At 56.8% G+C, this 11,859-nt stretch carries 12 protein-coding genes; 2 read left to right on the top strand and 10 right to left on the bottom strand.

Features of this window, described 5'->3' with window-relative positions; genetic code table 11:
• Position 1: 1 nt before the first annotated feature.
• The 9 genes from pmrD to KI228_RS15055 form a co-directional block, all read right to left on the bottom strand.
• Complete coding sequence (gene pmrD, locus KI228_RS15015) at positions 2–265, bottom strand: signal transduction protein PmrD (protein ID WP_044258528.1); 264 nt, start codon at positions 263–265, stop codon at positions 2–4.
• A 98-nt stretch (positions 266–363) separates the two neighbouring features.
• Positions 364–1,734 (bottom strand): o-succinylbenzoate--CoA ligase, encoded by a 1,371-nt coding sequence (gene menE / locus KI228_RS15020; RefSeq protein ID WP_061069837.1) that lies wholly within the window; start codon positions 1,732–1,734, stop codon positions 364–366.
• The gene (menC, locus tag KI228_RS15025) at positions 1,731–2,693 is read right to left on the bottom strand and encodes an o-succinylbenzoate synthase (RefSeq protein WP_061069836.1); all 963 of its coding nucleotides are present in this window, start codon (positions 2,691–2,693) and stop codon (positions 1,731–1,733) included. Before menC ends, menE begins: the two co-directional genes overlap by 4 nt.
• Complete coding sequence (menB, locus tag KI228_RS15030) at positions 2,693–3,550, bottom strand: 1,4-dihydroxy-2-naphthoyl-CoA synthase (RefSeq protein ID WP_043000030.1); 858 nt, start codon at positions 3,548–3,550, stop codon at positions 2,693–2,695. The genes menC and menB overlap by 1 nt, the downstream gene beginning before the upstream one ends.
• A 14-nt stretch (positions 3,551–3,564) precedes the next feature.
• A complete protein-coding gene (gene menH / locus KI228_RS15035; RefSeq protein ID WP_061069835.1) occupies positions 3,565–4,323 on the bottom strand; it encodes a 2-succinyl-6-hydroxy-2,4-cyclohexadiene-1-carboxylate synthase in 759 nt (252 codons plus the stop codon).
• Positions 4,320–5,990 (bottom strand): 2-succinyl-5-enolpyruvyl-6-hydroxy-3-cyclohexene-1-carboxylic-acid synthase, encoded by a 1,671-nt coding sequence (menD, locus tag KI228_RS15040; protein ID WP_109740426.1) that lies wholly within the window; start codon positions 5,988–5,990, stop codon positions 4,320–4,322. The genes menH and menD overlap by 4 nt, the downstream gene beginning before the upstream one ends.
• Before the next feature lie 84 nt (positions 5,991–6,074).
• Positions 6,075–7,373 (bottom strand): isochorismate synthase MenF, encoded by a 1,299-nt coding sequence (gene menF / locus KI228_RS15045; protein WP_061069833.1) that lies wholly within the window; start codon positions 7,371–7,373, stop codon positions 6,075–6,077.
• Positions 7,374–7,470: 97 nt separating this feature from the next.
• Positions 7,471–7,776: a stress response protein ElaB gene (gene elaB / locus KI228_RS15050; RefSeq protein ID WP_043000026.1), complete on the bottom strand. Its 306-nt coding sequence runs from the start codon at positions 7,774–7,776 to the stop codon at positions 7,471–7,473.
• Between the two features lie 47 nt (positions 7,777–7,823).
• The gene (locus KI228_RS15055; protein WP_043000025.1) at positions 7,824–8,291 is read right to left on the bottom strand and encodes a GNAT family N-acetyltransferase; all 468 of its coding nucleotides are present in this window, start codon (positions 8,289–8,291) and stop codon (positions 7,824–7,826) included.
• A 65-nt stretch (positions 8,292–8,356) separates the two neighbouring features.
• Here KI228_RS15055 and rbn point away from each other — a divergent pair, with 65 nt between their 5' ends.
• Together rbn and KI228_RS15065 are read left to right on the top strand one after the other, a co-directional pair.
• Positions 8,357–9,274, top strand: coding sequence for a ribonuclease BN (gene rbn / locus KI228_RS15060; RefSeq protein ID WP_061069832.1), 918 nt, complete (start codon positions 8,357–8,359; stop codon positions 9,272–9,274).
• 63 nt (positions 9,275–9,337) lie between these two features.
• The gene (locus tag KI228_RS15065; RefSeq protein WP_044258510.1) at positions 9,338–10,342 is read left to right on the top strand and encodes a chemotaxis protein; all 1,005 of its coding nucleotides are present in this window, start codon (positions 9,338–9,340) and stop codon (positions 10,340–10,342) included.
• A 57-nt stretch (positions 10,343–10,399) separates the two neighbouring features.
• On the opposite strand, the gene nuoN is transcribed toward KI228_RS15065, so the two are convergent.
• Complete coding sequence (nuoN, locus tag KI228_RS15070) at positions 10,400–11,857, bottom strand: NADH-quinone oxidoreductase subunit NuoN (protein WP_090049633.1); 1,458 nt, start codon at positions 11,855–11,857, stop codon at positions 10,400–10,402.
• Positions 11,858–11,859 lie beyond the last annotated feature (2 nt).

Here is an 11,859-nt window from a genome sequence, read left to right on the forward strand (position 1 = left end):
TTTATTTGTTCCCCAACAACGTCTTCAGGCGCTCCCACTCGTCGCAGGTATAATTTCTGGCATCCAGAATCTTCACCGTCCGCCCGCTGTCACGGTTGACGGAATACAGCGCATCCTTCTGCGGAGAAAGGATATCACCGGCATTCACCACAATGTCAGACTGGACTTCAGCGATCATTTTCAGTGAACCGCCGGCATCACTTAACACTAATGCATGCTTCCCTGACCTTTTGTCATAGCACGACTTCTTCACCTGCCACTCCATTGCATACCTTTACGTATCGGGAACTTTTACATTACGTTACACAGTAGCAGATAAACAAAGTGGCAATGGGCATCAATTGGTAAAACTGCGAAGTGAAATTAATGTTTTCCTAATGTTTCATTCACCCAATCAACGACGGCACGCCGGGATATCTTGATCCCCCCATTTTTCAGTTCGGCAGGCAGAGAAAGCCAATGTACCGGCTGCTGGAAACGTGCCAGTTTGTCTTTCACCCATTCGTTAAGTTCTGTCTCTGCGACGTCTGCGTCACATTCCACCACCGCCACCGGTCGATGACCAAATTCGGCGTCCTCGATCGGCACGATAAACGCCTGCAGCACGTGAGGATGCGTAACAATGACCCGTTCCACCTCTTCGGGTTGTATCCCCTCTCCGCCGCTAAAAAAGAGATTATCCAGACGTCCGGCGATGGTCAGTTTTCCGTCATTCAGCACGCCGCGATCGCGTGTGGCAAACCAGCCTTCATCGTTAACCAGCGAAACCAGTTTACCGTCTCGCCAGTAGCCTTCCGCCATACTGGCCGCCCGCAGCCAGACTTCATCATTTACGATTCTGACTTCTCGTCCCGGTAAAGGCATACCGACATCAGCCAGACCGTCCGCCTCTTTTGCACATACCGTTGAGGCAAATTCCGTCAGGCCGTATCCGCACCAGCAGCGAATGCCCTGCGCGCGCGCCTGCTCGGTTAACGCCACCGGAATCGCCGCGCCACCCAGCAAAACGGCTTTCAGCGCCACCGGCGTCTGGTTCACCAGCAGTCGCCAGAGTTGCGTTGGCACCAGCGAAGCATGGGTGCATCCGGCCAGCATCTGTTCCAGCGGCTGTTTTTCCCGTACCGTCATCCGCGCCCCGGCCACTAACCAGCGCCACAGAATCCCCTGTCCGGAGACATGAAACAACGGCAGAGAGAGCAGCCAGTCGTCCTCTGTTGCCAGCGGCATCAGCGACAGCACACCGTCAGCACTGGCAATATGCGCCTGACAGGTATGAACTGCCGCTTTCGGTAGACCGGTCGAACCGGAGGTCAGCGTCATGGAACACAGACGCTGCGGCTGCCAGTCGACGGCATGCTGCCCGTTCGCGTTCAGGCAGTTCAGCGGGATCAGAAAGGGAAAGCGGTTTTCTCCCTCCAGGTCCAGCGCAAACTGCAGCGTGAGATCGGGCAGCAATGTTGCCAGTAAGGCGTGAGGAAGCTGCGGGTTGACCGGCAGGATCCGTGCACCGCACTGCAACAGCGCCAGCCATGCCAGCAGTGTCTGCGGATGATTCCAGGCGCGCAGCATAACGCCGCAGCCTTCGGTAACCCCCTGTGCGGCAAAACCGCTCGCCAGGGCATCAATACGCGTACAGAGCGTGCGCCAGCTTAGCACCTCATCATTCAGGCGTATGGCTGGCGCGTCTCCCTGAACCTGCCGCCAGTATCGCCACGGCCAGTCAGGAAAGGTCATCGCAGGCGTTCCAGGGCTGATTCGTCAATCAGTGGTAATGGACTTCCCGGCCAGCGACGAATCTGCTGCGCCTGCATCAGGCTCAGCGTATCCAGTCCCGGAATGGTGTCTGGCGTCAGCCACGCGGCAATGCGCGCCAGTTGGGTCAGACCCAGGCTCGACTCGATGGATGAACTGATCACCGCCGTCAGCCCCAGTGTATGCGCGGCCTGTACCTGCTCACGCACTTTTTCCAGCGACCCGGTCAGCGTCGGTTTGATCACCACTGCACGTACGCCCTCTTCTGCTTCAAAGACAAAATCCGCCTCACGCAGGCTTTCGTCCCAGGCGATAGCAATCCCGGTTTCACGGGCAAAGGCTCGCGAGTCGTCGCGCGTTTTGCACGGTTCTTCGAGGAAGGCGATGCGGTTACGGTAGTCCGGGTTCACGTACTTCGCGAACTGCTGCGCCTTCAACGGCGTCCAGGCGCGGTTGGCATCCAGCCGCAGCCGCAGTTCCGGTATCGCCTCCAGTAGTAGATTGACCACCATGCCGTCGCGAACCGCTTCGTACAGTCCGACCTTCACCTTCGCGACTTTTTCGCCGGGCATATCCGCCAGTTGCAGCACCAGATCGTCCGGATCGCCGGTACACAGCGGCGCCGCCCGATAGTCTGCGGCTTCAGACAGCGTTCCGGCTATTTCCGCCAGCGCACAACTGACGCCAAAGGCCACAGAAGGCATGTCAGGCAATGCATCTTCTCCCTGCAGCCAGCCGTCAACCCAGGCCAGCAGCGCAACCTGCGCCTCTTCATGGGTTTCCTGACTGAATCCCGGCAGTGGGGAGATCTCTCCCCATCCCTGACGCTCGCCGTCGTGCAGGCGAACATACAGCCCGTCACGCGTTTTTAACCGCCTGTCGCGCAGAACCACCCCCGCGTCCATGGGGATCTGCCAGCGGTATACCTGCGCGCTACGCATTACGGATTCCGTTTGAATTTGCTGAAATCAGGCTGACGTTTCTGGTTGAAGGCGTTACGGCCTTCCTGACCTTCTTCCGTCATGTAGAACAGCATGGTGGCGTTACCCGCCAGCTCCTGCAAACCGGCCTGACCATCACAGTCGGCGTTCAGCGCCGCTTTCAGGCAACGCAGCGCCATCGGGCTGTTTTGCAGCATTTCACGACACCAGCGCACGGTTTCTTTTTCGAGTTCAGCCAATGGGACAACGGTGTTCACCAGCCCCATATCCAGCGCCTGTTTGGCATCGTACTGACGGCACAGGAACCAGATTTCACGCGCTTTCTTCTGCCCCACGATCCGCGCCATGTAAGACGCCCCCCAGCCGCCGTCAAAGGAGCCGACTTTCGGGCCGGTCTGCCCGAAGATGGCATTTTCCGCCGCAATCGTCAGGTCGCACATCATATGCAGCACGTGACCACCGCCAATGGAATAACCCGCCACCATCGCCACGACCGGCTTCGGACAGGTACGGATCTGGCGCTGGAAATCCAGCACGTTCAGGTGATGCACACCGGAGTCATCCTGATAGCCGCCGTAGTCGCCGCGAACCTTCTGGTCGCCGCCAGAACAAAAGGCTTTATCGCCTGCGCCAGTCAGAATAATCACGCCCACGTTATCGTCGTAACGGGCATCCGCCATCGCCTGAATCATCTCTTTGACGGTCAGAGGACGGAATGCGTTGCGCACCTGCGGACGATTAATGGTGATTTTTGCGATACCGTCGGTCGATTTCTCATAGCGAATGTCGGTGTAGCCTTCCGAGCAATCGTGCCATTCTACCGGTGCGTAAAGCATTGTTTCATCAGGATAGATCATAGTGTGTCCTTTAGTCAGAGACGCAGAATCTGAGCCAGACAGTCCACCACGCCTGCGGGATTTTCCCGGTGCGCATTGTGTCCGGCGTTACGAATCACATGGCGGGTCGCCGCTAATTCCGTCGCCAGGGCGCAGAATTTGCTGTCACGTTCACCACATAAATAATAAAACGGAAAGGCGCGCGCGGTGAGCGCAGCGCGTAAATCAGGCTGGACCGCCAGCGAAGTGGCTTCCAGCATTGCCGCCAGCGTTTCGCCGTTATTCTGGCTACGCAGTGCAACAAGCGCTTCTCGTTGCCGCGCGTTCAGCGAAGCAAAAACCGGCTGCTGATACCAGTCAGTAAACACCTCAGTCAGCGTGTCATGGCGAAAACGTTCCGCCCAGTGATGGTCAGAATCCCGGCGCGCGTCGCGTTCGGCGTCGCTTTGCAGTCCCGGATGCCCGCCTTCAACCACCAGGCCGCAAAGCCCCGGCATTTCCTGACAGGCCGCGATCATCGCCACTCTGCCGCCGAGGGAATATCCCACCAGCCAGTATTTCAGTATGTTGTAACTAAAGAGGGTATCACGCAGCAAGCTGATCACATCGTTAAATCCGCTGACGCGGATCTCCGCCGATCCACCGTGACCAGGCAGATCGATGTACAAGCGTGAAAAGCCGGAAAGCCGCTCGCCGATCGGTTGCCATTCCTGGCTATCGCCGGAAAAACCGTGCAGGAAAACCAGCCAGGGTGAGTCTGACTGCGCGGCTTTTGCCCGCGCGTGCAGGATCATAATTGGCTCACCTGCGCCAGCAGCTGTTGTAGCGTCTGCGCGCCGTCGGTGTCGTTGACCACCAGTTCAATCACCGTGGTCGCAGGCATACGCCACGCGCCAGCCAGCGCCGCCTCCAGTTCATCCCAGCTTTCCGGACGATGATACTTGAGGTTAAACATTGCAGCCGCGTGTTCAAAATGGACATTTTGCGGCATCAGGTAAAAGCGTTCACGTTCGCTCTGCGGCGTGGGCAGCAGCGAGAAAATCTGCCCGCCGTTATTGTTCACCACAATCAGTACGAACGGCGCGGAGACCTGCCGTAACAGGGCTAACGCATTGAGATCGTACAACGCCGATAAATCGCCCACGATCGCCAGCGTTGATTTCGCGCTGGCGCGCTGCACGCCCGCAGCGGTCGATAACAGACCATCAATACCACTTGCGCCGCGATTGCTGTATACCGGGTAACCTGCCGGAAGCTGCGACAGCGCGTCAATCAGGCGCACCACCAGGCTGTTGCCGACAAAAAGCTGCCCCTGCTCGGGCAGATAGTCGCGAATGCGATGCGCCAGTTGCGCCTCGCCAAAAGTATCACGCCGCGCCGCCACAGCCTGCCAGGCCTGCTCCGCCAGACACGGAATGTCTACACACCACGGTTGCCGTTTTTCCGCAGGATGCAGTTCCAGCCAGTCGCCGATTTTTGCCACCAGACGACGACCGCGATGATGCGCCGGATCCAGCCGCCCTTCGATATTATCGACAATCCAGTACTCCTCCGGCTCACAGTTTGCCTGCCATTGCAGTAAACGTTTTCCGGTCAGACTGCTGCCCAGCTGCACTACAATCTGTGCCTGCTGCAGTTCCGTCACCGCCTTCGGATTGCCGAGCCAGAGGTCGGCACAGGGAAGCGGCTGTCCGGTTTGCGACAGCACATCGCCAATCAGCGGCCAGCCCAACGTCTGCGCCCATTGCGCAACTTTCTTGCCCTCTTCTGCACCCATTCGCCCGGCAACAACAACGCCGCGTTTTTGCCGCCAGAAGAACCAGTCGCGCTGTTTGTCGCTCTCCAGCCGACGCGCTTCGCGCAGCCAGGGTTTGTCATCCTGCCACCAGTCACCGAGACGCTGTTGCCAGGCCAGACCGGTTTCGTCCATCTCGCCATATAACGGCTCGGCAAACGGACAGTTGATATGGACCGCGCCGGCATGCAGCGAGGCCAGCGCATTATCGATAGTCGACACCAGCCAACGGGCCGGAATGTCCTGCGTCGGGCGCGGAAGCGAAAGCGTTTGTGACGGGTGTGACGCAAACATGCCCGCCTGACGAATCGCCTGATTCGCGCCGCAGTCAATCAGTTCAGGAGGACGATCGGCCGTCAGAAGGATCAGTTTTTCACCGGTCAGCCCCGCTTCAATCAGCGCCGGATAGAGGTTAGCGACCGCCGTACCGGAGGTCACGATCACGGCAACAGGCTGTTTACTCACCTTCGCCAGTCCCAGCGCCAGATGACCAAGACCACGCTCATCAAAATGCGTGTGGTGAATAAAAGCCGAATTTTCCGCCGCCGCCAGAGTGAGCGGCGTGGAACGAGAGCCAGGGGCAATGCAAACATGCCTGACGCCATGGCGAGTTAATGCTTCCAGAATGACCGCCGCCCAGCGTCGGTTAAATGCGCTTACTGACATGAGATTGTCCGGTATCAATATTGCGACTCAGTATAAAGAACGGAAAAAAGGGATTATTGATATGAGTCGGGAATATGTAACTCATTATCCATCCATCTGTAACAAAGATCGCAGACCAGCGGCTTTATTATCGATTTCCTGCCACTCCTGCTCAGGGTCTGACCCACGAACAATACCCGCACCGGCATACAGCCGAACCACGTTACCGCTGATTTTCGCCGACCGCAGCGAAACACAAAATTCGCTTTGCTGTAATGACAGATAGCCCGCCGACCCGGCGTACCATTCCCGCGCAAAAGGTTCACGCTGCTGAATAAATGCCCGTGCCCGTTCGCGTGGGATCCCGGCCACGGCTGCCGTGGGCTGCAACTGCAGTAAACAGAGCGTGTCATCCGCCTGATTCAGCGCCGTCCAGATGCAGCGTCGCAAATGCTGCACTTTTCGCAACCGCAGCACCTGCGGCGGCAAAACGTCCAGTGTATGCGTGTAGTCCTGCAGGCGCTGACAGATATCCTCGACCACCAGCATATTTTCGCGCTGATTTTTGTCGTCCTTCATCAGCCATTCGCCCAGTTGCCAGGCCTTATAATCATCCGGGTGATTCGCTACCGTCCCGGCGAGCGCCTCGGTACGGAGCGCGGTATCGCGACGTCGCCAGAGACGTTCCGGAGACGAACCCAGGAACGCACTCTGCGCAGAAAAAGCCATATAAAAATGGTAGCAGTTCAGGTTCAAACGGCGACTTGAAGCCATCACAGCAGCGGCATTCACCGGGCGAGAAAAGTGCAGATCGCTGGCGCGCGCCAGCACCACTTTATCCAGTTCACCTTCGGCAATCGTCTGCGTGGCCTGCTCAATCAGGGTGATCCAGCCTGCTTTTTCGGGCCAGTGCTGTTCAGCGGTTTTGCTCAGACGTAATGTCGGCAGCGGTTTTACACTCACCAGCGAGGCGAGAAAGGTCAGCGCCCGGTCAGCATCCTCGCGCAGAGAAACATCACTCCACAAATGCAGACGCAGCACAGCCACGCCCGCACAGCGCCGCCACTCAAGACGCGGTAACACCAGGTTACCCTGCTCTGGATCAAACGCATTCAGTCCCCAGATACGCAGGTCGGTTTGCTGCGGATGTTGGCGAAGAAAGCATTGCGCCTCATCGAGAGAAGAAAATGGCGCAACGACGCCCAGCACGGCGGCCTCTTCATCACCGTTGCGCTGCTGCCAGTAAAATTGCGGATAAATGGACTGACTTGCCAGCCAGCTTAACGCATCGAAAGCGTCATTAAGGGGAAAAGGAACATCGAGAACCCGAATGCCTGGTGCCGCCGGGATTGCCTGCGACAAAAGACGCGTCAGACCTTCCAGCGCAGTAGTGAGTGAATGCACGCGGACCTCTCCCTGTTAAAAACCTCACATTATACGGGGTACTGCACAAAAAAAGCAGTACCCCAGTTTAGGGAGTCAATGCGATCTCGCTTGCAGATTAGCGTCGTGCCAACAGTAAGCCGAGCACCAGTCCGACCGCCGCGCCAACGCCAATCCCCTGCCAGGGTTTTTCGTGCACATAATCATCTGCACGATAAACGGCCTGTCTGGCACGATAATAATAGCTATCTGAAGCCTGACTTACGCGATTTTTGACCTCATCCAGCGCCTTTTCAGCCCGCGCTTTCAGCTCAATGTATTTCTGATCGGCGGGATCCCCTGAGGAACGCAGCACCTCTTCCAGCGTTTCACTCAGCAACGTCAGGTCGTCATCAATACGCGAATCACCAAATTGATAAGACATTCTCGTTCTCCATGTTAGTAAACCTGCCCCTAACTATAGACAACGACTCAGGATCCCGCCCGAATCGCTTCGCGCGCCATCCCCACATGTGGGATGCCATCTTCCTCATAGACTTCGGTGACCGGAGCAAAACCAAATCGTGCATAGAATGCCTGCAAATGCGCCTGTGCACCCAGATACAGCGCCTTCTCCGGCCAGTGTCGCTGACAAGACGCCAGCGTCTGCGCCATCAAATTTTGGCCCAGCTTTTCACCGCGTAACGCTTCACTGACGATCACCCGTCCAATCACGACGGGCTCCAGATCTTCAGTGCTTTTAAGAATCCTCGCATACGCCACCAGCTCGCCGTCATGCCAGCCCAGGATATGGCGGTTCTCACCCACCAGATCGTCACCGTCTACGTCGAGATAGGGACAGTTCTGCTCCACAACAAACACCGCACAGCGCAGTTTTAACAGCGCATAGAGCTGTGGGACGGTTAATTCCGAATGATGCAGGTCTTGCCAGATAATCATCGTGCGCTCCTTTTCCGTAAACGATTTATACTAGCCAGATTATTTTTCAAAAGTGTAATGAAATAATGGAATTTCTCTTTCTGGGTACCTCAGCTGGCGTGCCCACGCGTACGCGCAACGTGACAGCCATTTTGCTACATCATCAACACCCGACGCAGCCCGCGCTATGGCTGTTTGACTGTGGTGAAGGTACGCAACATCAGATGTTGAGCACGGCATATCATCCCGGCAAAATTGAACGGATTTTCATCAGCCATCTGCACGGCGATCATCTGTTCGGTTTGCCGGGTTTACTGTGCAGTCGTTCGATGGCGGGCAATGCTCAGCCGCTAACGCTTTACGGGCCGAAGGGGCTGCGTGAGTTTACTGAAACCGCGCTGCGTCTGAGCGGCTCATGGACTGACTATCCGCTGGAAATCGTCGAAATCACCGCCGGGGAAATTCTTGATGACGGGCTGCGAAAAGTAACGGCTTACCCGCTTGAACACCCGCTGGAATGTTACGGTTACCGCGTTGAGGAGCATGATAAACCCGGCGCGCTGAACGCCAGAGCGCTGAAAGCCGCTGGGGTGAAAGCCGGTCCCTGGTTCCAGGATCTGAAAGCAGGCAAAACGGTTACCCTGGAAGACGGCAGCGTGATACGCGGGGCCGATTTTCTTGCCCCGGCGACGCCCGGTAAAACAGCCGCGATTTTTGGCGATACCGCGCCCTGCGCATCCGCGCTTGATCTGGCGAAAGGGGTCGACGTGATGATTCACGAAACCACGCTGGATACGTCAATGGAAGAAAAGGCCAACAGCCGTGGACACAGTTCCACCCGCCAGGCGGCACTGCTGGCACGGGAGGCTGCAGTCGGAAAGCTCATCATAACGCACGTCAGTTCGCGCTATGACGCCGCAGGTTGCCAGCGACTGCTGGCAGAGTGTCAGGCTATCTTCCCTTCCACTGAACTTGCCGACGATTTCGCCATTTTCACGGTTTAGGGCTCCATTTTTTGCTCTCAGTGCCGATAACAGTAAAAACGCAGTATTCACACTGAGGACAGCATGGACAATTTCCAGAAAGATATCGATGACAGGGCGAATCTGACCCTGTCCAACCGCTTTGAACTGCTGCTGTTTCGTCTGGGAAACTCCCTGCACGAACAGAAATCTGAGCTGTTTGGCATTAACGTGTTCAAGTTGCGCGAAATTGTACCTATGCCTGCCTTTACTCGTCCGGCAGGGATGAAGGCGCCATTGCTGGGAATGGTCAATATTCGCGATCAGGTGATTCCGGTTATTGACCTCCCCGCCGTAGCCGGCTGCAAGCCGGAGAATGGACTCAACATTCTGTTAATCACCGAATATGCCCGTAGCGTGCAGGCCTTCGCCGTCGAGTCGGTCGAAAACATCATGCGCCTGGACTGGAAGCAGGTACACACCGCAGAGAAAGCGGTGAACGGCCGCTACATCACCAGTATCGCCTGTCTGGATGAAGACAAAGAGACCAACAACCTGGCGCTGGTGCTCGACGTAGAACAGATTCTGTATGACATCGTGCCATCGAATCACGACCTGCGCGCAACGGAACTGAAAACCAATAAGTTCAACATCACCCCCGGTGCCGTGGCTATTGTCGCGGAAGACTCCCGCGTGGCCCGTGCGATGCTGGAGAAAGGTCTGACGGCCATGGACATTCCCCATCAAATGCACGTCACCGGTAAAGATGCCTGGGACAAAATTCAGCAACTGGCGCAGGAAGCGGAAGCGGAAGGCAAAGCGATTAGCGAGAAGATCGCACTGGTGTTAACCGATCTGGAAATGCCGGAGATGGATGGTTTCACCCTGACCCGAAAAATCAAAACCGACGAGCGGCTGAAGAAAATTCCGGTGGTGATCCACTCTTCTCTTTCCGGTAGTGCCAATGAAGATCACGTCCGCAAAGTGAAAGCCGATGGCTACGTGGCGAAGTTTGAAGTGAACGAACTGTCATCCGTTATTCAGGAAGTGATGGATCGCGCGGCGCAAAACATCAGCGGCCCGCTGGTCAGTCGTCAGTTGATTGCCTGAAGATTCTTCATCCATAAAAAAACCCGCCTCGGCGGGTTTTTCGTTTTTGCTTGTCGCTTACATCAGCGGTGCGGCTAACTGCACAATACTGATCAGCGGCTGCGGGTAGATACCCAGCACCAGCACCAGCAGTGCGGAGATCAGTACCACAATACCGCCTGCGCTGTACTGCCAGTTAGACGGCGCATCGCGGTTAAGCTGCTGCGGCGCGCTCAGGTACAGACTCACGGCAACACGCAGGTAGTAATACAAACCAATCGCGGAACCAACCACCACAGCGGCAACCAGCCACCATAGGTTCGCCTGCACACCGACTGCCAGCACGTAGAATTTACCGATAAAGCCCAGCGTCATCGGGATACCTGCCAGAGACAGCATCATTACCGTCATCACTGCCGCGAGGATCGGACGATGCCAGAACAGCCCACGGTAGGAGAACAGAGAATCGGCATCCGGACCACGGTACGGACTGGACATCAGGCTGACCACGCCGAACGCGCCGAGGCTGCTGAACAGGTAACCGACAAGGTAAACGCCGACCGCTTCCATGGACATCTCGCCGCTCTGCAGAGCAATCAGCGCCACTAACAGGTAGCCGAGGTGAGAGATAGACGAATAACCCAGCAGACGCTTGATGTTAGTCTGGCTCAGCGCCATCAGGTTACCGAAGATGATGGAAGCAAAGGCGATCACGCCAAGCACCACGCGAACCGCTTCACTGTCGCCAACCGGCGCGTACAGGAACAGACGCATCACCACGCCGAAGATAGCGATTTTGCTCGCCGTCGCCAGGAAGGTGGAAACCGGAGCCGGTGCACCCTGGTATACGTCTGGCGTCCACAGGTGGAACGGAACCAGAGAGAGTTTAAAGCCCAGACCAACAATCATCATCCCGAAGCCCGCCAGCAGCAGCGGCTCGTTCAGCATACCGTCGCCGAGGCTCTTACCGAGCGCGACAAACGACAGGTTGCCAGACTGCGCGTACACCAGCGCCATACCAAACAGCAGGAATGACGAGGCGGCAGCAGACAGGATGGTGTATTTGATACTGGCTTCCAGCGAACGTTTCTGACGGAAGGCATAGCCCACCAGACCAAACAGCGGCAGGGAGATCAGTTCGATACCAAGGAACAGCGCCGCCAGATGATTGGCGTTCGCCAGCAGAATGCCACCCAGCGCGGCAATCAACACCAGCAAGTAGAACTCTTCCCGGTTATCGTCATAGCCTTCCAGCCACGGGTAGGCAAAAGTACAGGTCGCCAGACTCGCCAGCAGAACCAGTCCGGTGTAGAGCATTGCGAAACCGTCAACCCGCATCAGCGGGGTCACGTCCATCGCGCCAGCCTGGCCAACAAACCAGAGCGAAACCAGCGCGGCGTTAAGCCCAATGACCGACAGCGTGGCATTGAGGAAGTGATTGCGTCGCCACGCAATGGAGAGCATCACAACCACCACCGTCAAGCCGACGATCAGCAGCGGTAGCAGCGCAATCAGGTGTTGTGGAGTTATTGTCATGG

This window comes from Citrobacter amalonaticus, from assembly GCF_018323885.1.
Taxonomy (GTDB): domain Bacteria; phylum Pseudomonadota; class Gammaproteobacteria; order Enterobacterales; family Enterobacteriaceae; genus Citrobacter_A; species Citrobacter_A amalonaticus.

Bases quoted from the DNA above. Each gene is read 5' to 3' on its own strand.
- menD (WP_109740426.1), bottom strand. From the start codon at position 5,990: ATGTCAGTAAGCGCATTTAACCGACGCTGGGCGGCGGTCATTCTGGAA.
- rbn (WP_061069832.1), top strand. From the start codon at position 8,357: ATGGAATTTCTCTTTCTGGGTACCTCAGCTGGCGTGCCCACGCGTACG.
- menC (WP_061069836.1), bottom strand. From the start codon at position 2,693: ATGCGTAGCGCGCAGGTATACCGCTGGCAGATCCCCATGGACGCGGGG.
- menH (WP_061069835.1), bottom strand. From the start codon at position 4,323: ATGATCCTGCACGCGCGGGCAAAAGCCGCGCAGTCAGACTCACCCTGG.
- nuoN (WP_090049633.1), bottom strand. From the start codon at position 11,857: ATGACAATAACTCCACAACACCTGATTGCGCTGCTACCGCTGCTGATC.
- elaB (WP_043000026.1), bottom strand. From the start codon at position 7,776: ATGTCTTATCAATTTGGTGATTCGCGTATTGATGACGACCTGACGTTG.
- menB (WP_043000030.1), bottom strand. From the start codon at position 3,550: ATGATCTATCCTGATGAAACAATGCTTTACGCACCGGTAGAATGGCAC.
- KI228_RS15055 (WP_043000025.1), bottom strand. From the start codon at position 8,291: ATGATTATCTGGCAAGACCTGCATCATTCGGAATTAACCGTCCCACAG.
- menE (WP_061069837.1), bottom strand. From the start codon at position 1,734: ATGACCTTTCCTGACTGGCCGTGGCGATACTGGCGGCAGGTTCAGGGA.
- pmrD (WP_044258528.1), bottom strand. From the start codon at position 265: ATGGAGTGGCAGGTGAAGAAGTCGTGCTATGACAAAAGGTCAGGGAAG.
- KI228_RS15065 (WP_044258510.1), top strand. From the start codon at position 9,338: ATGGACAATTTCCAGAAAGATATCGATGACAGGGCGAATCTGACCCTG.